The sequence below is a fragment of the Streptomyces sp. NPDC007856 genome (genome assembly GCF_042868225.1).
In the GTDB taxonomy this organism is placed as follows: domain Bacteria; phylum Actinomycetota; class Actinomycetes; order Streptomycetales; family Streptomycetaceae; genus Streptomyces.
In genome coordinates this window covers 30347-49590 of the sequence record NZ_JBIAEC010000031.1, presented here as the reverse complement: position 1 = coordinate 49590, position 19244 = coordinate 30347, and the positions used below count along the sequence as shown (strand labels likewise).

Annotated in this window: 15 protein-coding genes and 2 pseudogenes; 7 read left to right on the top strand and 10 right to left on the bottom strand. The window is 72.0% G+C overall.

The genetic code is table 11. The features are described 5' to 3' along the window. Positions 1-146: 146 nt before the first annotated feature. The gene (locus tag ACFYOH_RS40770; RefSeq protein WP_388636397.1) at positions 147-848 is read left to right on the top strand and encodes an SMI1/KNR4 family protein; all 702 of its coding nucleotides are present in this window, start codon (positions 147-149) and stop codon (positions 846-848) included. An 89-nt stretch (positions 849-937) separates the two neighbouring features. On the opposite strand, the gene ACFYOH_RS40765 is transcribed toward ACFYOH_RS40770, so the two are convergent. The 5 genes from ACFYOH_RS40765 to ACFYOH_RS40745 all read right to left on the bottom strand — a co-directional run bounded on the left by ACFYOH_RS40765 (position 938) and on the right by ACFYOH_RS40745 (position 7528). Then, on the bottom strand, positions 938-1918 hold the full coding sequence (locus ACFYOH_RS40765) for a phosphotransferase (RefSeq protein ID WP_388636389.1): 981 nt from the start codon (positions 1916-1918) through the stop codon (positions 938-940). Positions 1919-2075: 157 nt separating this feature from the next. Next, the gene (locus ACFYOH_RS40760; protein WP_388636387.1) at positions 2076-3890 is read right to left on the bottom strand and encodes a phospholipase C; all 1815 of its coding nucleotides are present in this window, start codon (positions 3888-3890) and stop codon (positions 2076-2078) included. Positions 3891-4094: 204 nt separating this feature from the next. Next, positions 4095-5333, bottom strand: coding sequence for an iron uptake transporter deferrochelatase/peroxidase subunit (gene efeB / locus ACFYOH_RS40755; RefSeq protein WP_388636385.1), 1239 nt, complete (start codon positions 5331-5333; stop codon positions 4095-4097). Continuing rightward, positions 5330-6538: an EfeM/EfeO family lipoprotein gene (locus tag ACFYOH_RS40750; protein WP_388636383.1), complete on the bottom strand. Its 1209-nt coding sequence runs from the start codon at positions 6536-6538 to the stop codon at positions 5330-5332. Before ACFYOH_RS40750 ends, efeB begins: the two co-directional genes overlap by 4 nt. A 216-nt stretch (positions 6539-6754) precedes the next feature. After that, positions 6755-7528 (bottom strand): polysaccharide deacetylase family protein, encoded by a 774-nt coding sequence (locus ACFYOH_RS40745; protein ID WP_388636381.1) that lies wholly within the window; start codon positions 7526-7528, stop codon positions 6755-6757. A 309-nt stretch (positions 7529-7837) separates the two neighbouring features. Between ACFYOH_RS40745 and ACFYOH_RS40740 the strand changes: the two are divergent. Then, positions 7838-8435, top strand: a pseudogene (locus ACFYOH_RS40740) (prolyl aminopeptidase); the annotation flags it as partial. Positions 8436-8570: 135 nt separating this feature from the next. Then, positions 8571-9197, top strand: a complete 627-nt coding sequence (locus ACFYOH_RS40735; protein WP_388636395.1) for a DinB family protein — start codon at positions 8571-8573, stop codon at positions 9195-9197. 13 nt (positions 9198-9210) lie between these two features. Here ACFYOH_RS40735 and ACFYOH_RS40730 read toward each other — a convergent pair whose 3' ends face one another. Continuing rightward, positions 9211-9810 (bottom strand): TetR/AcrR family transcriptional regulator, encoded by a 600-nt coding sequence (locus ACFYOH_RS40730; RefSeq protein WP_388636379.1) that lies wholly within the window; start codon positions 9808-9810, stop codon positions 9211-9213. 108 nt (positions 9811-9918) lie between these two features. On the opposite strand from ACFYOH_RS40730, the gene ACFYOH_RS40725 reads away from it, so the two are divergent. Next, a complete protein-coding gene (locus ACFYOH_RS40725) occupies positions 9919-10767 on the top strand; it encodes an alpha/beta fold hydrolase (protein ID WP_388636377.1) in 849 nt (282 codons plus the stop codon). Positions 10768-10810: 43 nt separating this feature from the next. Here ACFYOH_RS40725 and ACFYOH_RS40720 read toward each other — a convergent pair whose 3' ends face one another. From ACFYOH_RS40720 to ACFYOH_RS40710, 3 genes and pseudogenes are all read right to left on the bottom strand, one after another. Then, positions 10811-11578 carry a GNAT family N-acetyltransferase gene (locus ACFYOH_RS40720; RefSeq protein WP_388636375.1) on the bottom strand — a complete coding sequence of 256 codons (768 nt, stop codon included), beginning with the start codon at positions 11576-11578 and terminating at the stop codon, positions 10811-10813. Between the two features lie 295 nt (positions 11579-11873). Beyond that, positions 11874-11970 (bottom strand): annotated as a pseudogene (locus ACFYOH_RS40715). Between the two features lie 104 nt (positions 11971-12074). Next, the gene (locus ACFYOH_RS40710; RefSeq protein WP_388636373.1) at positions 12075-12866 is read right to left on the bottom strand and encodes an SDR family NAD(P)-dependent oxidoreductase; all 792 of its coding nucleotides are present in this window, start codon (positions 12864-12866) and stop codon (positions 12075-12077) included. 99 nt (positions 12867-12965) lie between these two features. On the opposite strand from ACFYOH_RS40710, the gene ACFYOH_RS40705 reads away from it, so the two are divergent. Beyond that, complete coding sequence (locus ACFYOH_RS40705; RefSeq protein WP_388636371.1) at positions 12966-13577, top strand: TetR/AcrR family transcriptional regulator; 612 nt, start codon at positions 12966-12968, stop codon at positions 13575-13577. A 39-nt stretch (positions 13578-13616) separates the two neighbouring features. Here the strand turns inward: ACFYOH_RS40705 and ACFYOH_RS40700 are convergent, their stop codons facing one another. Further along, on the bottom strand, positions 13617-15683 hold the full coding sequence (locus ACFYOH_RS40700) for a SpoIIE family protein phosphatase (RefSeq protein WP_388636369.1): 2067 nt from the start codon (positions 15681-15683) through the stop codon (positions 13617-13619). Positions 15684-15881: 198 nt separating this feature from the next. Between ACFYOH_RS40700 and ACFYOH_RS40695 the strand changes: the two genes are divergently transcribed. Both ACFYOH_RS40695 and ACFYOH_RS40690 read left to right on the top strand, forming a co-directional pair. Then, positions 15882-18338: a SpoIIE family protein phosphatase gene (locus ACFYOH_RS40695; protein WP_388636367.1), complete on the top strand. Its 2457-nt coding sequence runs from the start codon at positions 15882-15884 to the stop codon at positions 18336-18338. Between the two features lie 87 nt (positions 18339-18425). Further along, the gene (locus tag ACFYOH_RS40690) at positions 18426-19232 is read left to right on the top strand and encodes a maleylpyruvate isomerase family mycothiol-dependent enzyme (protein ID WP_388636365.1); all 807 of its coding nucleotides are present in this window, start codon (positions 18426-18428) and stop codon (positions 19230-19232) included. Positions 19233-19244 lie beyond the last annotated feature (12 nt).

The following is a 19244-nucleotide window of genomic DNA, read 5'->3' as shown; positions in this document are numbered from 1 at the left end:
AAGGCCGCAGGACATGCGGTCTCGGCCTGTGGAGACCTCGGCACCAGCCGGTCCGTGAAGCAGGAACCCGTAGGCCGGGCGACCGGCCGAACCCCTCATAGGGAAATCCCCGGGCCTCAGCCCGGGGAGGAAGTGAAGTGTCGGTGATGCTGCGAGACGGGCTGCGAACCCGCTCCCGGGCCTGGGACTTCGTGCGCTGGTTCGCCGAAGCGTGGATGGGGTGCCGGCTGCGAGGGGAAGACGGTTGTGCCGAGGACGAGTTGGCGGCTGCGGAGGCTGATCTGGGCTTCGAGCTCCCGGCTGCCTTGCGTGAGGGTTTCGCGCTCTTCGGCCGGCGGGACGACCTGACCCGGCGGCAGGATCCCCTGGTGCCGCCGTCGGGGCTCTACGTCGATGATGCCCTGAACGGTGTTCTGGTCTTCCGGCGGGAGAACCAGGACTGCGCGTACTGGGGGATTCCCCTGGACCAGATCGAGCAGCCGGATCCGCCGGTGGTGGTGGAATCGCGGGAGGGATGGATACCGTTCCTCGATCGGATGTCCCTGGCCTGGGTGGAACTCGTGCTGAGCGAGTCGCTCTTCGGGGCGGAGGCGGACAGCCTGTACGACGCCTGCGAGCTCCCGGACGCGCTGCTGCCGAACCTCCGCGCCCGCTATGCGCGGGTGGACCTGCCCGGCCATCCCATGTGGGCGAGCGCGGACGACTCGCCGGTGCGCTGGTACGCGGCGCCCGGGCGGCTGGTGCGCCGGGACGGCATCGAGGACCGGTCCTGGATCCACGCGCGTGGGCGTACGGCTGCCGATCTCGAAACGATTCGCGCAGAGCTGCCCGGTCCGTGGGTCCGCTGACCGCGCGCTCGTCGACGATGCGAACCGGTTCGGTACGCAGGTCCCGGAACGGGAGTTCTTGCGCTCTCACGCCCGGGCCCACCGACGCGCTATGAGAACGGTGGGTCGTCGAAGATCCCCAGCAGCGACTTGGAGCTCTGCTCGGCGCCGGGGCTGGTGCCCGACGGGTCGGGGAACGTGCGGCCCCAGGACGCGGCGCGGCCCAGGATGCTCAGGCGCCAGGCGAGACGGGCGGCACGGCGCAGGTCCGCGGACGTGCGGCCGGCGCCCGTCCAGGGCTCCAGGTAGGCGTCGAGGAGCCGCGCCAGGACCTGCGGCCCGTACCGTGCGCAAGCCTTCTCGGCGGGGACCCGCAGGCTGCAGAACGGATGCGAGACGACCGCGTCGCCCCAGTCGAAGAAGGTGAACCGGCCCGGCGCCGGACGGAACAGCTGGCCGTCGTGCAGGTCCGCGTGGTCGAGGGTGTCCTCGACGCCGAGGGAGGCGAGTTCGGCGCACCAGTCGGTGAGCCGGGGTCGCAGCCGCTCCAGCCGCTCGCGTGCCTCCCGGGGCAACGCGGTGCTCCGCGTGAGCAGTTCGTCGAAGGTCTCGGGCAGGTCGGGGGTCCGTGTGGCGGGCACCCCGAGCTGTTCGATCTCCCGCGCGTGCGGAGTGAGGGTCCGCTGCAGGCACGCGTACTGGCGCAGCAGTTCCTCCCAGGTCCGCGGCTCGACCGGCTCCCGGGCGAGCACATCGCGGAACAGCTCTCCTCCGTCGGGCAGCAGCACCCAGGCACGCCCGGCGTCGACGGCCAGCGGCCGCAGCACATGCTCCGGCACCCAGTGGGCCAGTGCGGCGGTCAACGGTCCCTCGAAGGCGCTGGCAGGCGGATTGGCCTTGAACCAGACGGCGTCCCGCTCCTGGACGGGCACCCGCACCAGCACGGACCACGGCCGCAGCCGCACCCGCAACTCACCGCTTGCCCGCAGGCCGTGCGCGGCGAGCTGCTCCGCCACCCAGTCGAGGGCCGAGGCCCGCCACGCTTCCTGCTTCCAGGGAGTCGGCGCGTACTGGTGGTTGCTCCGGTCCACGACGATCGAAAACTCTCGTAGCACCGTGCCATCTCAACATCACGGCCGCCGAGCCGGCCACCCATTTCGGCAGGTGACGCGCCGCACGGCGCCATCGGACGCGAACGCGCCCCCGGTCACCGACCGGGGGCGCGTCGCTGTGAGCGGGACCGCGGGATCAGGCCTGCTGCTTGCGGCGCAGCGTCAGGTACGTGCCGGTCGCACCCGCGGCCAGCAGGGCGCCCACGCCGAGACCGACCGGGAGGGTCGGGAAGCCGGAGGCGTCCGTCGTCGCGGCCGTGTTCTGCATCGCCGGGCCCGGGGTGATGCTGGTGGACACCGGAGCGACGTGCTCGATCGGGCCGACGTGCTGGACCGAGCCGTCGGAGTTCAGCAGCACCTGCTTGTTGTTCGGGTGCCGGAAGTCGAACATGCCCGCGAGGGAGCCGGCCGTGGCGTCGAAGGAGTGGTCGCCGACGCGGCCGGTGCGCCAGTTGTCCTCGATGAACCGGGTGATGGACGCCTGGTTCGTCAGGGTGTGGTCGACCTTGTTGACCTTGCTGTACGGGGAGATGACGAGCAGCGGCTGGCGGGTGCCGGGGCCGCAGCGGTCGGCGTAACCGCCGGACGCCTTCGGGCCCTCCTGGCAGGCCGGGCTGTCCGTGGCCTTGCCGTTGGAGCCGAGCGAGGTGTCCGTGGAGCCGTTGCGCGGGGCGACGTAGGCGTGGTCGTACCAGCCGTCGGAGTCGTCGTAGGCGACCACGATCGCGGTGGACTTCCACTGCGGCGAGCTCTGGATCGCGTTGATCTGGTTCACCAGGAAGTGCTGCTCGTCGGTCGGGTCGGAGTAGCCGGCGTGGCCGTCCTGGTACTCACCGGCCTTGACGAAGCTGACGGCCGGCAGCTTGCCCGCCTTCAGCGCGGCGGAGAAGTCGGTCAGGTCGTAGTTGTGGTTGGCCTGACCGTTGTGGCCGATCTCGGAGACGCTCTTCGGCGCGAGGTGGTGCGGGTTCGCCGTCGACTTGTAGTACGAGAACGGGTTGTGGTGCGGGCTGTAGTCCGCCACGGCGGCGCCGCCCAGGTTGGTGTGGGTGGTGTCGCACTTGGCGTAGGAGCCGGACGTGCCGTTCCACGCGGTCGACGGACGGAAGCCGCCCTGGAACCAGCCCCAGCTCACCTTCTTGGCGTTGAGCAGGTCACCGACGTTCTTGCCCTGCAGCGAGGCCAGCGCGTTGGTGCTGGTGTGGTCCTTGTCGGAGCAGTCGTCGTAGGCCGGGTCGGGGTCGTTGATGACCGTGCCCACGCCCTTGGCGTCGGGGGACTTCACCGTGTAGGCGTCGGGCGTCGACGTCTGCTTCGGGTTCTCCGTACCGCTGGACGGGTCCATGGAGATCACGCCGTGCGTCTGACCGGAGATCAGGTTCAGCGCGCCCGGCGTGGAGGGGCCGTAGACGGAGCTGAAGTTGCGGTCGGACAGGGAGTAGTGCTGGGCGTAGTTCCACAGCGCGGTGACGGTGTTGCCGTCGTAGTAGTCCATGACCAGGCCGGGCTCGCCGAACAGGCCGCCGCTGCACTTGTCGACCTCGGTGTTCTGCACGTACTGGTCGGCCTTGCCGCCGTTCGCGGCGTACTGCTCGGCGCCGTAGTTGTGGTTCTGGTCGCAGGTCATCGCCTGGGACGGGGACAGTCGCTTCGGCGCGTACTGGTTCGGGTTCTTCGTCAGCAGCCCGGCGTGCGCGAGGGTGTCGATGTCCTTCGGGGTGTTCTTCGACGCGGTGAACTTCGTGCCGTCGGTGTTGGCGGCCTTCGGGTACGTGGCGAAGTAGTGGTCGAAGGAGATGTTCTCGTCGAAGAGCACGACGACGTGCTTGATCGGCGTCGCGGTCGAGGAGTGCCCGCCCGGCGCCGCGGCGGGCGCCGCCGCCCAGCCGGGCGCGTTGCTGCCGAGCACGGTGAGCGCCGCGGCTCCCGCGAGTGCGCCCAGGCTCCGCATCGCGGCTCGTCTTCCTCTGCTGGCCATGGTGGTTAACCCCTCCGGACAGAACGTCTGTGCGTCGTACGAGCAGGGATGCTGCGCCCGTTGCGGGGCGCGTCGGCGGAGTCATGATGGCGCGCGGGTGAACACCGAGTCAGGGATGCTAGGGCAAAACTTGACTGTGTATTGACCCATCCGGCGGGCCGAGTTGTCCGGACAGGTTCAGCCGAACAGGGCGCGTCCGTACCAGTCCTGGGCGTCCCGTACGCCGGGCAGCGCGAAGAAGTAGCCGCCGCCGAACGGGCTGATGTAGTCGGTGAGCGGTTCGCCTGCCAGCCGGTGCTGCACCGTCTCGAACTGCCGCTTCAGGTCCTGCTGGTAGCAGGAGAACAGCAGGCCCATGTCGAGGTTGCCGTTGGCGTCCATGCCCCGGTCGTAGTTGTACGCGCGGCGCAGCAGGCGCTGGTCGGCGGTGGCCGGGGTGCGCGGGTTGGCGAGCCGTATGTGCGCGTCCAGCGGGATGACGTCACCCTTGGGGTCGTCGGCGTACTTCGGCGCGTCGTGCTCGTGGTCGCCGTCCAGGGGCGCGCCGGAGGAGCGTGCGCGGCCGAACATCCGCTCCTGCTCGCTGAGCGAGACCCGGTCCCAGAACTCCACCAGCATCCGGATCAGCCGTACGACCTGGTAGCTGCCGCCGACCGCCCAGTCCGGCTCGCCCATGCCCTTGCCCACCCACACCAGGCGGTCCATCTCGCGGGTACTGGTGGCGTCCGGGTTCGCGGTGCCGTCCTTGAACCCCATCAGGTTGCGCGGGGTGCCGGAGGGCCGGGGCGGGCTGGAGAAGCCGTCCAGGCGCCAGCGGACCTGCGCGGCGCCCCGGGTGTGCCGGGCGATGTCGCGCAGCGCGTGCAGGGCGGTGTCCGGTTCGTCGGCGTGCAGTTGGAGGCTGAGGTCGCCGTGGCACCAGTCGGGCTGGAGGTCGTCGTCGGGGAAGGCGGGCATGGCGGTCAGCCGCCGGGGCCGGAGGGCGGCGAGCCCGAACCGGTCGTCGAAGAGCGAGGCGCCGACGCCGACGGTGACGGCCAGTCGACCGGCAGGCAGCCGGTCGCCGAGGACGCCCGAGTCGGCGGGCGGGGCGGTGATGCCCACCGGGGACGGCGTACCGCCCGAGGTGAGGAAGCGGGCCCGGTCGGTGAGCGTGCGCAGCAGGTCGGTGAGTTCGGCCCGGTTCTCGGCGGTCACGTCGAGGGAGGCGAACACGCAACAGCGGCGCGGCGTCGCGATGGCCGAGGCCTGGTGGACGCCGTGGAAGGGGGCGACGGACGCCGTCGCGGCTGCCGGTGCCGCCGCCGGGGCGGCGGCACCGGTGGCGAGCCCGGCACCGGCCAGCGCGGCACCGCGCAGGAAGCCGCGCCGGCCCAGGCCGTCGGGTCGTTCGGCGGTGACTGCAGGGTCGCTCACACGGTCCTCCGCGGGTCGCACAGGGTGGCCACCGACGCCAGGCGCTCGACCAGGTCGCCGAGCACCGCGTTCACATCCTCGCGCTGGGTGCGGGTGAGACGGTCCAGCGGGGTCCAGGATCCGCCGTGACGGAACCCGTCGAGGGTGTGCTGGGCACGGTCCAACTCCTTCTGGAGTTCCGGAAGTGCGGCGTACCGGGTGGCCAGCAGGGGCCTCAGCCGGGACAGCACCTCGCGGGTGCCGTCGAGGTTGGCGCGGGCCGTGGCGAGGTTGCTGCCGCTGCCGTAGTCGGTGCGGCCGGTCAGCTCGAACTGCACGGTGTTCTCCAGGATCTCGTGCACGCGCAGCCCCAGCTGGGCGGGGTCCATACGGGTCTGCGACCAGTTGTCCCGCAGCCCGGTCACCGCCTTCACCAGCGCCGCCGCCGGGGCGCGCAGCCCGTCGGCCGGCTCACCGTGCCACAGCCCGTACTCGACACGGTGGAACCCGGCGAAGCCCTTGTCGTGCACCCCGCCCGGCAGGCCGGCGTCGGTGCCGTTGACCGCCGCGTCGGCGTCCCCGAAGGCGTCGTACGCCGCGCCCAGCCGCTCGTACTCCAGATGCGCCGGCAGCCAGGCCGACCGGGCGGCGGCGAGGTCGCCCCGGTCGATCGCGTCCTTGAGCTTCGTCGTCAGCCGGACGACCTCCCCCAGCCCGGTGCCGACCCACTCCTGGTAGGAGAGGGCGGGCGGGATCAGGTCGTGCTCCGAGACCGGCGCGGCGCCCGGGCCGCGCTGTCCGCCGGTGATGTGCACGGTGGGGCCGGTGACGGCGTCGGCGTCGTCGGGCACGCACTTGAAGGCGTACGTCCCCCGGCCGAGCCGGACCGTCAACTGCCGTGTCGTACCGGGCCCGATGCCCTCCACCTCGCCGTACACCAGCCGGCTGGCCGGGTCCTCCAGGTAGACCTCGGCGGCGCCGTCGGAGGAGTTGTGCAGGTCGAAGGTGCGCACCCCGGGCTCGGGCCGGGTCCAGCCGCGGCCGCAGTGGCTCTCCGACACGTCGATGACGACGTGCCCCGACGGGGCGCCGGCGGTCCCGCCGTGGGGCCGGCCGCCGAGCGAGTGCGCCACCAGCGTGCCCGCGAGGGCCGCGGCGAGGGCGACGAACACGGCGGGCGCCGTCCGGGGACGAGCGGACCGCGTGCCGAGGCGAGGCAACGGCATGGCGAGCCTTTCCGGGACGACGTAGTACGCAGCGGCCTCATGGTAGGCACCCCTCCGGATCCGAACAGTCGTCCCAGTACTTCGATGACCAAGATTTCCCCCGGGGTTCACCGGCGGTTGGCCGGACACGGCCGTACGGCCACGACATCGGGCGGCCGGTCACCTTCACCGACCCCGGTGTCGCTCGCGGCCTGATCGCCTTCCCGGAGAGTCCGTTCAGCGCACCGGGAAACCGAAGGAGTAGCCCTGCTGCTTGAGCCACGGCAGCAGGGTGCGCAGCGCGGCCACCGTCTGCGAGCGGTCGCCGCCCGCGTCGTGGAAGAGGATCGTCGGCCCGTTCGTCAGCTCCCGCTGGACGGTGGCGACGATGGCGCCCGTGCCCGGCCGCTCGAAGTCCTTGGAGTCCACGTTCCAGCCGAGCGGACGCATGCCGTGCGCGGCCGCCAGATGCCGGCTGTACGGGGTGAAGGCGCCGCCCGGAGCCCGGTAGTACACCGGCCGTACCCCGCCGGACGCCTGGGTGATCTGCTGCTGGGCCTCCAGGATCTGCTGCGACTGGTAGGCCTCGGACTTCTTGTCCATCGTCGTGTCGTGCGACACCGTGTGGTCGCACAGCCGGTGCCCGGCCGCCACCACCTGCCGGACCAGCTCCGGGTGCGCCTGGGCCTGCGGGCCGATCATGCAGAACGTCGCCTTCACGCCGTTCTCGCGCAGCACTTGGAGCACCTGCGGGGTCCAGACCGGGTCCGGGCCGTCGTCGATGGTGATGTTGACCGCGTGCTCGCCCGCCTCCGAGGCATGGGCGATCTCGGCGGACACGGTCACCGTCCGTGGCGCGGCGTGCCGGGCCGGGGCAGCCGCACCGGCCGAACCGCCGTCCGGCTGGCCCGCCTGCGCGCTCCACACCGACGTGGCGGCCGCCACCGCGGTGACCCCGACCGCCGCCGCAAGCATCCGGCCGTACCAACCCCGCCCATTGTGCCGCGCCATGCCCCGCCCCGTTCCGTGCCGTGTCCCTGTGCTCTTGTGCACCCGTGTTCCGTGCATCTGTCAGGACGGCCGGGGTTGATCGCGGGATCCGGCTGTTACCGATCACGGACAATTCCGGGGCGCTTCCGCGACAGATGCCACCCATGACCAACGGCGGCGGAGCGGTGAAGGACACCGCGGAGAGCGCAGTACCGCGTCCTACGACAGACGCAGTACGACGGCTCGGGCCCGAAGGGCGGGGTGATCCGGACGCCACGCATGTCGTGGATCAGCCGTTACGGGCGCCCGGGAGGGCGCTGGGGTGCCCGGATGGCCCTCTATCCGGAGACCGAACCGTACGCGCACGGCATGCTCGACGTGGGCGACGGCAACCACGTCGACTGGGAGACCTGCGGCAACCCCTACGGCAAGCCCGCCGCGTTCCGGTCCCAGGTGGCCGCCGGTGAGCGCGACGGCAACCTCGCCGCCGCCTACAGCCGGCTGCTCGAATCACCCGACCCCGAGGTGCGGGAACGGGCCGCGCGGGCCTGGACCGACTGGGAGACCGCCACGATCCCGGCGCCACCGCGTTCCGTCGCCCGTTACGAGGACCCGGTCTTCCGCATGGGCTTCGCCCACACCGTCACGCACTACTGGGGCAACGACCACTTCCTCGGCGAGGGCGACGACGGGCGAGGGCGACGACGAAGGAGTGGTGCAGCGCGACGCCCACCTGCTCAAGGGCGTCCTCGGGACCCTCGTCCAGGGAAGCCTCGACTTCGGCAATCTCCTCGGCATCGTGTGGCGCCTCCAACAGGCCTGGCCCGACAGCGAGTTGGTGATCGTGGACGACACCGGCCACAATGCCGGTGCGCCCGGCGTGGCGGAGGCGCTGGTAGCGGCAACCGACCGGTACGCGGCCCGCGGCCAGCCGCCGAAGGGGCGCGGCCGCGGGGCGGCTGCGGGGCGGCTGCGTCAGGCCGGCCGGTCGGCGGAAGCCCGCCCCGCACGGGGTGCCGTACCGGCTCGAACAGGAGTCGGCCCCTCCGGAGAGGAGTGTCCGATGACGACCACACCGCCCCGACTGGTTCCGCTGCTGGACCAGTTCGACTTCGCGGGGGAGCGGCTGCTGCGCCGGCTGGCCGGGCCGGTCATGGACAGCGGCGATGGCGGGGAGACCAGGGTCGAGCCCATGACCGACGACGAGTACTTCTGGGAACCGGTGCCGGGCTGCTGGTCGGTCAGACGACGCGCAGACGGGCCGGGACCACGGGCGGCCTTCCTGGCCGGCGGCGGCCCGTGGGGGCGGGACGCCGCGCCGTACCCGCACCCCTGGCCACCGCCCGTCACGACCCTGGCCTGGCGGCTGAGCCACCTCACCGAGACGCTGTCCCTGCGCGCCGACCACACCGTCGGCAGCCGCTCGGCGACCCGGGAGAACCACCCGGTCAGCGGGGACGCCGCCGGCGCGGTCGCGGCCTTCGAGACCGGCGCCGCCGCCTGGCGTCAGGCACTGCTGAGCGTCGACGACGCGGCGCTGGACACGGTCGGGTACTGCACCTATCCGTACGGCAGCGACGCGGAGGAGCCCTTCCTCGACATCGTGTGGTGGGTCAACCAGGAAGTGCTGCACCACGGAGCCGAGATCGCCCTGCTCCGCGACCTCTACCGGGCGCACCGGCGCACCTGACGGCCGCGTCGGCTCACTCCGCGGCCAGGGCCATTCGTACGATCGCCGCGGCCGCCGTGCCCGCGGCCCGCACCGGTTCGGCGCTGCGCGCGGCCCGCCCCAGCATGAAGGCGCCCTCCAGCAGGGCGATGACCGAGCTCGCCGTCTCCCGGGCGGCGGGCTCGCGCATGCCGCCTTGGGCGTAGTAGGCGGCGAGGTGGTCGATCCAGCTGTCGAAGACCTCCGAAGTGGCCCGCCGCAGCGTGTCGTTGGTGCCGGCGACCTCCATGGCGACCGTCGCGATGGGACAGGGGTCGGCGAAGTCCAGCTCGGCGAGGGTGTCGGCCGCGGCGGCGAAGGCGTCGGCGGTGGCCGCCACCCGGTCCTCGTACGGCGCCATGAGCGTGGTGATCAGGCCCAGATACGCGGCCCCCGAGGTACGGATCACCTCCTCGCCCAACTGGGCCTTCCCGCCGGGGAAGAAGTGGTAGATCGAGCCGAAGGGCGCCTCGGCGGCCTCGGCGATCTGCTTCATCCCGGTGCCGGTGTAGCCCGAACGCCGGAACAGCTCGGTGCCCGCGTGCACGATGCGCTGCCGGGTCTCATGCGTGCTGATGGCCTTGCCGTCGCTCACGGTGGCACCTCCGGGAAGCCGCTGTTGCCAAAGGGCGGTCGGCGCCTATTCTGTCACTAGAACGATCTATCTAAGTCGGGGCGGCCGTCCGAAAGCGGAGGCACGGGCATGCCGGAGATCGAGCTGAGCGCGGGAACCATCGACTACCAGGACACCGGAGGTGACGGGCCCGTCGTGGTCCTCGCCCACGGCCTCGGCTTCGACGACTCGGTCTGGGCCGATGTCGTCTCCGCCCTGCGCCCCGACTTCCGTGTCGTGGTCCCCGTGCTGCCCCTGGGCAGCCACCGGCGCCCCATGCGGCCGGACGCGGATCTCTCCGCGCACGGCATCGCCCGGCTGCTGGCGGAGTTCATGGACCGCCTGGACCTGCCGGACGTCACCCTCGTCCAGAACGACACCGGCACGGCCCAACTCCTCGCCGGCGTACGGGACGAACGGCTCGCCCGGCTCGTCCTGACCTCCTGCGAGGCGCTGGACAACTACCCGCCCGGCATCCAGGGCCGCATCCTGAACGCGGCCTGCAGGATCCCCGGTGGAATCTTCCTCCTCCTGCAGTCCTTCCGCTTCCCCTTCCTCGCCCGCATGCAGACCTCGCTCGGCGGCATGGCCAGGAAGCGGCTCCCGAAGGAACTCATCGCCCGCTGGTACGGCCCTTTGCTGACGGATCGTCATATCCGCCGTGACTTCGCCAAGTTCCTGCGTACGACCCGGAAGGACTGCTACCTGGAAGCGGCCCGTAACCTCCCGAAGTTCACCCGTCCGGCACTGGTCGCCTGGGGCGCCGAGGACCGCATGATGCCGCCCGCGACGGGCCGCCGCCTGGCCGAACTGCTGCCGGACGCCCGCTATGTGGAGATCCCCGACGCACGCACCCTGGTCCAGCTGGACAATCCGGTGGCGCTCACGGAGGAGATCCGCCGTTTCGTCAAGGACAACCGCCTGCCCAATGAAGGCTGACTCCGCGGGCCGGCGAGGACACGGGCTCGCCGGCCCACGGAGGTCACGCGTCCAGGGAGACGTACAGGCGTGTGCCGCCGGGCCGGAAGCCGACCCTCTCGTACACACGGCGGGAGCCCTCTCCCGAGTACTCCAGCCACACGGATCGCGCTCCCCGCCCGAACATGGTCCCGGCCAGGGTCGCGGTGACCGCGGCGGCGATGCCCCGCCCCCGGTACTCGGGAAGCGTGCCCACACCCGCCAGCTCCGCCGTGCCCTCGGCGGGCGCCGAGCAGAGCGCGCCGCCGGCGCAGCCTCCGCCGGGAGCGCGGACGAACCGGACGGCTCCGCCGCCCTCCGCGGTGCGCCGCAACCGTGCCGCACCCTCCGGGGACGGGGGCCACTCGCCGCCGAAGGCTTCGGACAGTGCGACATCGATCGCGGTGTAGTCCGCGTCCGTGACCGGTGCCGCCACCTCGACCGGGCCCCCCGAGCCAGGGCCGGAGCGGGGCATGGCCAGCATGGCGGGGGTGCAGACCAGGTATTCGTGGACCGCCTCCGTGCCGAAACCGGCCCGGAGCAGCGCGGGTTCCACGGCGGGGGCGGAGTCCGGGGCGAACTCCAGCCGGGGCTTGAGCCCGCGCTCACGGAACGCGGCGATCAGGTCGGCGACGTCCCGGTCGGTGGGCTCGGCGCCGGGGAAGGGAGTGGCGTAGTTGACGTACGGGCTGGTCGTCGAGGGGTCGAACCCCACGACGAAACCGCCGACTTCACGCGCCGCCGGGCGGCGCAGGAGGTGGGCGACGGTAAAGCTCTGGACATCGGTGCGCACGATGAAGACCTCATGGTGTGGGCCGGCACAAGGACATGGCCTCTGCGAGGAGGCGGGCGGTGTGCTGGACACCGCGTCGTCGGGCCGCCGTGAGGAGACGCGAAAGGCACTGGGCGGGGCTGCCATCGGGCAGGCGGCTCAGTACCGGCGGCGGCCGCTGGGGGACGCCGGAACCATGGACTCAGTCCTTCATGACGAGTGGTCGGATGCGCTTTCGAACTCGTTGGATCTTGCCACGGCTACGAGTGCATGACAAGTAGGGCTTTTCCCAGTGGAGTGACCACGGAACGAAGGGCGGAGAGGGCAGGATTCGAACCTGCGTGGGCCCCCTGAGGGGCCCGACCTCGAGTCGAGCTCGCCGGTCCCCGATCAACCACTCCGGGCACCTCTCCTCGTTCCCGGCTTCGCAGTCCCGCGCCGCCGTTCACAAGGAATACGGTGCCGTATCCCGCTGACACGGGCCTGACACGCCCCGGCGCGCCCCCGCCCTGGCGCCTCAGCGGCTCGAACGCTGGGCGGCCACGATCGCGTTGACTGTCGGCTCGGCCCCGGCCAGCCGCTGCACCCGCTCCGCGAACCCCGGGAACTGCGACGCGACCTTGGTGAGGAACCGCAGCTCCGGCGGCGCCACGTTGACCTCGGCGAGATCGCGTTCGATCGCCCGCGCCACGCCCTTGCAGACCTGCGCGGGCGAGACGGTACGCACACCGCCGGGTGTCGCCGAGCCGGTCTTGGCGAACATGCCCAGGTCGCGTACGAAACCCGGCTGGACGATCGAGACGCCGACGCCCGTGCCGTGCAGATCCTGGCGGAAGGCCAGCGAGAAGCCGCGCAGCCCGAACTTCGTCGCGTTGTACAGGGACGAGGACCTGGTGGCGGCCATGCCGGACAGCGACCCGACGAAGCAGATGTGGCCGCGCCCGGCGGCCACCATGCCGGGGGCGAGCAGCCGGGCGAGGATCGCCGGGGCCCGGAGGTTCACGGCCAGGGCCCGGTCGATCTGCTCCGGCGTGTAGTCGAGGACGTCGCCGCTGGAGGGCAGGGCCGCGTTCGCGATCAGGATGTCAGTGCCGGCGGCCTCCTCGGCCAGCCGCCGCACATCGTCGGGCTCGGCCAGATCGGCCGCGATCGTGCGGGCGCCGTAACGAGCGGCGAGGGGTTCGAGCGCCTCCAGCCGGCGACCGGTGAGCACGAGACGGGCGCCACGGGCGGACAGATCGGCGGCGAGGGCGCCGCCGATGCCGCCGGTGACACCGGTGAGCAGAACGGTTGACCCGGCAATGTGCACGACTACCACCCTTCGATCCTGTTCGTTCGAACGAACGATAGGGAGATCGGGCAGCCCTGTCCACCGCCTGGGCAACCCGGTGATGGAAGAATGCAGGCCATGTCGCACGCCGCCCCTTCCGCCCCGATGCGCCAGCGCATCATCACCGCCGTCCTGCAGATCATCGGCGAGGACGGAGTCGCGGCCGTCACGAACCGGCGGATCGCCAAGGAAGCGGGTGTGTCCCTCGGTTCGGTCACCTACCACTTCGAGACCCAGCACGAGCTGCTGCGGGAAAGCCTGCTGTACTTCGTGCGGGAGGAGACACGGCACTTCACCGAACTGGCCGACCAGTGCCAGACGGAGGGCCTGGACGTCGAGGACGCGGCGTCGCTGGCGGGGCAGGTGGCCTGCGGCTCGGCGCTGGACAGCGCCCATCCGGCGCCGTTCGAGCTGTACCTCCAGGCCGGTCGTGACGAGCGCCTGCGCACGGCGGCGGCCGAGGCCTTCCGGGCCTACGACCTGCTCGCCGCCCGGATCCTCACCGCGCTGGGCGTCCCCGACGCGGACCGCCTGGCCGCCACGACGGTCGCCCTGGTGATGGGCCTGCAACTGCGGCGCCTGGCCACGGGCAGCCCCGAGGACGACCTGGTCGACGCCCTCCTGCTGCTCGTGCGCGGGTCCGCCGACCGGCCGGCCACGGCCACTCCGGGAGAGCCGACGGCGCAGTAGGGCGCCGGCTGAACCCCAACTCCCTTGGAAGGGCGTGGCCTACAGCGCCCGGGCGATGAGCAGGGCCACGTCGTCGTGGTCGTCGGGGTGGCGCAGGCCGTGCAGCAGGACGTCGCAGGTCTCCTCCAGCGGCCGGCGCGGCTCGTCGAGGAGGTCCAGCAGGGCGTTCAGCCGGTCGTCGATGGCGTGCTGACGGGTCTCCACGAGACCGTCGGTGTAGAGGACCAGCACATCACCGGGGCGCAGGGTGATCGTCGTGGTCTCGAACCGGACATCGCCGACGCCGAGCGGTGCCGCGGGTGGCAGCTCCAGAAGCCTCGGCGCGTCGCCCGGCCGCGAGAGCGCAGGCGGCATGTGCCCGGCGTTGGCGACGCAGCACCGCCCGGTGCCGGGGTCGTACACCGCGTACAGGCAGGTGACGATGTAGTGCTCCAGATCGCAGGTGATCTTGTCCAGGTGCTGGAGCACCGCGCCGGGCTCGAGGTCGAGATCGGCGTAGGCGCAGGTGGCGGTGCGCAGCCGGCCCATGGTGGCGGCCGCGTCGATGCCGTTGCCCATGACGTCACCCACCACCAGCGCCGTCTTCTCGTCGGTCAGCGGGATGACGTCGTACCAGTCGCCGCCGACCTCGCTGGTGGCCTGCGCGGGCTGGTAGCGGGAGGCGAGCTCCAGGCCCGTGTGGTGCGCCGCGTGCTCGGGCAGCAGACTGCGCTGCAGGGTGAGGGCGGTGTTGCGGACGCTCTGGAACCAGCGGGCGTTGTCGATGGCCACGGCGGCCCGCCCGGCGAGTTCGGCGGCCAGGACGACATCGTCGTCGTCGAACGGCGCCGGATTGTCGGTCCGCTTGAGATCGAGGGCGCCGAGCACCTCGCCGTGGGCGATCAGCGGCACGGCCAGATACGAGTGGACCCCGGCCTCGGCGAGCAGGGTGCCGCCCTCGGCGTCCCGGGCGATGCGTGGCAGATCCTGCGGCCCGACATGACGTACGAGAACCGGCCGCCCGGTGTGGACGCACAGGGTGACCAGGCGGTCCCCGTCGTAACAGGCGACGTTGCCCGGAGGGTCGGCGGCGTGCAGCGCGACCGTGGGGTGGGCCGCCTTCAGGGCGAGGGCACGGAACAGCTCCGGGCCGTTGTCCGGTCGGCGCATACGACGGCAGGACAGGGCGGAGTCGAGGACGTCCACGGCGACCACGTCGGCCAGCGCCGGCGCCGCGATCTCCGCCAGTTCATGGGCGGTCTGCTCCACGTCCAGCGTGGTGCCGACCCGCGCGGAGGCCTCCGCGATCAGTGCCAGGCGCCGCCGCGCCCGGTCGGCCTCCGCGGCCGCGCGGTGCCGCTCGGTGACGTCCACGACCGAGACGGCCGCGCCCAGCACCCGGCCGCCCGGATCCTCCAGCCGGTAGAAGGACAGCGACCAGGCGTGCTCCTGGCCGGTGTCGGCCGGTGCACGGCCGACGTGGTACTGGTCCAGCAGGGGCGTTCCGGTGGTGAGCACCTGGCGCAGCGCGGACTCGACCGTGTCGACGTCCGGGAACGGCAGGGTCTCCCGCAGATGGCGGCCGATGTGGTCCTCGGCGGGAGTGCCGTCGATCCGCTCCAGCGCCGGGTTGACCAGGAGGTAGCGCAGATCCGGGTCCAGCAGGGCCAGACCGATGGGGGACTGGTTGATCAGCCGCTCGCACAGCGCCAGGTCGGTCTCGACGCGCTGGAGGAGGGTGTGGTCGGCCGCGATGCCCAGGGCGTAGACGTCCCCGAGGTCGTCCAGCAGCCGCATGGTCCGGAACTCGGTCAGCCGGCTGCTGCCGTCCTTGTGCCGGACCGGGAACGCGCCGGCCCAGCCCCGGCCGGTCTCCAGCACCTCGGCGAACAGACTCACCACGGCCTGCAGATGCTCCGGGTGCACCAGCAGGCGCGCCGCGGACTTGCCGAGTGCCTCCTTCGCGGAGTAGCCGAAGAGGTCCTCGGCCTGCGGGGTCCAGAAGACGATACGGCCACGGGTGTCCAGGGCCACCGCGGCCACGCTCAGCACGTCCAGCAGTCCGGTCGGCCGGGGCGTCTCGTCGCCGTGTCCCTCGTGGCCGGCTTCCAAGGAGTCCACTGCCATGCCGGTTCACCTCCGCCGGCCGGGCGGGCGCGCGCATGCTGACGGCCCGCGCATGCTGACGGCCGGTGCTTCCATGGTCCCTCCGGTCCCGGCCCCGCCCCAACCGTACGGCGCCGCATCCGGGTGGACGCCGCATCTCCCGCCTATCCCTGCACACCGGCGGACAAACAGGCTCATAGTGGTGTAAGGGTGGAACTGATGGAATCTGCGCCAGAGGGCTTCGACGCAGCCACGCCGCAGGGACCGGGTGATCTCTTCGACGCGTCCACCGACGCGGCCGCGGTGATATCGGAACACGGCGTCGTGGTCGGCTGGACCCACAGTGCCGAAGCGTTTCTCGGCCACGCGGCACGGGACGTCGTGGGCGCCTCCGCCGCGCGCCTGCTCGCCATGCCCGAGGATCCCGTACGGCTCGCCGGTGTCGTCGAGCGGTGCCGCGCCGGAAACGGCTGGAGCGGGCAGATCACCGTACGGCACCGCGACGGCCGCAGCCTCGACATCCAGCTGCGGGTCTCGGCCTCGTTCCGTGTCGGCGACACCGAGTGCTTCCTGCTGTCGGCCCGCGAACAGCGGCAGCGGTGGCCCATGGGCCAGTCGGTGCTGGACGGGTTCCTGACCCGCTCACCGATCGGCATGGCCGTCATGGACACCGACCTGCGCTACGTCTGGCTGAACGACACCCTGGAACGGCTCGGCGGCGTCCCCCGGGACGCGCGGCTCGGACGCCGGCTCAGCGAACTGCTGCCCGGGCTGCAGGCGGAGGCCCTGGAGGGCCTGATGCGCAAGGTGATCGCGACGGGCCTGCCGGTGACCGACTACGAGTACGTGGGCTGGAGCTGGGCCGACCCGCACCGCCAGCACGCCTACTCGACATCCTTCTTCCCCCTGGTCGACACCGACGACACCATCACCGGCGTCTGCTACATGGTCCAGGACGTCACCGAGCGGTGGACCGCCCGGCAGCTGCTGACCATGGTCAACGAGGCCGGCACCAGCATCGGCACCACACTCGACGTGATGCGGACCGCCCAGGAGCTCGCCGACTTCGCCGTCCCCCGCTTCGCGGACTTCGTCGTCGTCGACCTGCTGGAACCCGTGCTCAGCACCGAGGGCCACGGGGCGTGGCTGACCGACGCGGGACCCGCGCCCGCCAGGGCCGTGATGCGCCGAGCGGCGCTGCGCTCGGTGCGCGAGGGCACGCCCGAGGCCGTCGTCCGGATCGGCGACCGCGTCGAGTTCATCCCGCCGCCCCAAGTCGGTCACCTGCTCCTCGACGGCGAGCCCCTGCTCATCCCGGTCCTCGACCCCTCCGAGGAACTGTGGGTCGTACGGGACCCGGAGCGCAGGGAACGCATCCGTGCGTACGGCATGCACTCGCTCATCGCCGTGCCGATGCGGGCCCGGAACACCGTCCTCGGGCTCGCCACGTTCGTCCGGTCGCTCAACCCCGTCTCCTTCGGGCCCGACGACGTCCTGCTGGCCCGGGAACTGGTGGCACGCGCGGCGGTGTGCGTGGACAACGCCCGCCGCTACACCCGGGAGCACGCGGCGGCGATCACCCTGCAGCGCAGCCTGCTGCCGCCGGCCCTGACCGGCGGCACCGCGCTGGAGGTGGCTTCCTCGTATCTGCCGGCGGACCCCTCCGGTGGCGTCGGCGGCGACTGGTTCGACGTGATCCCGCTGTCCGGCGCACGGGTGGGCCTCGTCATCGGCGATGTGGTGGGCCACGGCATCGGCGCGGCGGCGAGCATGGGCCGGCTGCGCACCGCGGTGCAGACCCTCGCCGCCATGGAGATGCCTCCCGACGACCTGCTCGCCCATCTCGACGACCTGGCGCTCCGGCTGAGCGACGAGGAGGCGGCCGCCGGCACCTCCGCCCGCAGCACCTTCATCGGCGCGACGTGTCTCTACGCCGTCTACGACCCGGTCAGCAGACGGTGCACGATGGCCCGGGCCGGTCACCCGCCGCCCGTCGTCGTGGCCCCGGACGGACACGCCTACTTCCCGGAGATCCCCGCCGGACCCCCGCTCGGTCTGGGCGGCATGGCCTTCGAGGCCACCGAGATCGAACTGGCCGAGGACAGCCTCTTCGGCCTCTACACCAACGGTCTCATCGTGGGCTGCGACCACGACGTGGAGCGGGGCATGTCCCGGCTCGGAGAGGTCCTCGCCCACACCGGGGACGACCTGGACACGCTGTGCGCGTCCGTCGTACGGCAGCTCGTGCCCGTGCCCCAGGCCGACGACATCGCCCTGCTCCTGACCCGCACCCACACCCTGGGAGCCGACCACGTCGCCTGGTGGGAGGTACCCCCCGACCCGGCAGCCGTCGGCACCCTCCGCGCCCTCGCCACCCGCCAGGTCGAGCAGTGGGGCCTCGGCGAACTGGCCATGACGACCGAACTCGTCGTGAGCGAACTCGTCACCAACGCCATCCGCTACGCCGCGACGCCCATACGGCTACGCCTGCTCCGCGACGCCCGCCTCACCTGCGAGGTCTCCGACGGCAGCAGTACGGCCCCCCGGCTCAGGCACGCCAGGAGCACGGACGAAGGCGGCCGCGGGCTCTTCCTGGTGGCCCAGCTCGCCCAGCGCTGGGGTGCCCGGTACACCGGCGAAGGGAAGATCATCTGGGCCGATCAGGAGATCCCCTGACCCGGATTTGCCTTGGAGCGGACTCCAGCATCCAGACTGACCGTGACGACACTCCGTGCCCAGCGCAGAACAGGACGGCGGCAGCAGATGACAGCGACACACACGGCGGGGCATCCACTGCCGTACGACACCTACCGCGAGGCCGTCGCCCGCGAGACCCTGCGCTACTGCGAGGTGGTCCAGGGCGTCGACCCGACGACCCCGGTGCCCACCTGCCCCGACTGGACCCTGGCCGACCTGACCCGGCACGTCGGAGCACTGCAGCGCTGGTTCTGCACCCTGCTGACCCGACTGGTGCAGGAGCCCCCACGCAGCCGCGACATCGAGCTGGGGCTGCCGGAAAACCTGCGCGACCATCCCGACTGGGTGGCGGCGGGGGTGCCCGGCGTGGCGGCCGTACTGCGGGACACGGATCCCGAGGCACCGATGTGGGTGTGGGGCGAAGACCGGCACGCGCGGTTCTGGGCCCGCCGGATGCTGTTCGAGACGCTGGTGCACCGGGTCGACGCGGAACGTGCGCTCGGCCTGACCTCGGACATCGACCCCGTGCTCGCGGCGGACGGCGTGGACGAGTTCCTCGTGAACCTGCCCTACGCGGGCCTCTTCGCCCCCGGTGTGACCAAGCTGCGCGGTGACGGCGAGACCCTCGCGTTCCGCAGCACGGGCGTCGACGGCGGCCCCGGGGAGGAGTGGCGCATGCGGCTGGACCCGGACGGTTTCCGCCCGGTGGGCCGCGAGGCCGGCGACCCGGAGCACGTCACGGCGGCGGTGCGCGGGCGGGCGGCGGACCTGCTGCTCCTGCTCTACGGGCGGCGGTCGTACCAGGAACCCGCCTTCGAGGTCTCGGGACAGGCCGCGGTCCTCGACAACTGGTTCACCCACACCGCCTTCTGACCCGGGCCGCGC

Bases quoted from the DNA above. Each gene is read 5' to 3' on its own strand.
- ACFYOH_RS40770 (WP_388636397.1), top strand. From the start codon at position 147: ATGCTGCGAGACGGGCTGCGAACCCGCTCCCGGGCCTGGGACTTCGTG.
- ACFYOH_RS40760 (WP_388636387.1), bottom strand. From the start codon at position 3,890: ATGCGGAGCCTGGGCGCACTCGCGGGAGCCGCGGCGCTCACCGTGCTC.
- ACFYOH_RS40750 (WP_388636383.1), bottom strand. From the start codon at position 6,538: ATGCCGTTGCCTCGCCTCGGCACGCGGTCCGCTCGTCCCCGGACGGCG.
- ACFYOH_RS40745 (WP_388636381.1), bottom strand. From the start codon at position 7,528: ATGGCGCGGCACAATGGGCGGGGTTGGTACGGCCGGATGCTTGCGGCG.
- ACFYOH_RS40735 (WP_388636395.1), top strand. From the start codon at position 8,571: ATGACGACCACACCGCCCCGACTGGTTCCGCTGCTGGACCAGTTCGAC.
- ACFYOH_RS40725 (WP_388636377.1), top strand. From the start codon at position 9,919: ATGCCGGAGATCGAGCTGAGCGCGGGAACCATCGACTACCAGGACACC.
- ACFYOH_RS40705 (WP_388636371.1), top strand. From the start codon at position 12,966: ATGTCGCACGCCGCCCCTTCCGCCCCGATGCGCCAGCGCATCATCACC.
- ACFYOH_RS40700 (WP_388636369.1), bottom strand. From the start codon at position 15,683: ATGGCAGTGGACTCCTTGGAAGCCGGCCACGAGGGACACGGCGACGAG.
- ACFYOH_RS40695 (WP_388636367.1), top strand. From the start codon at position 15,882: ATGGAATCTGCGCCAGAGGGCTTCGACGCAGCCACGCCGCAGGGACCG.
- ACFYOH_RS40690 (WP_388636365.1), top strand. From the start codon at position 18,426: ATGACAGCGACACACACGGCGGGGCATCCACTGCCGTACGACACCTAC.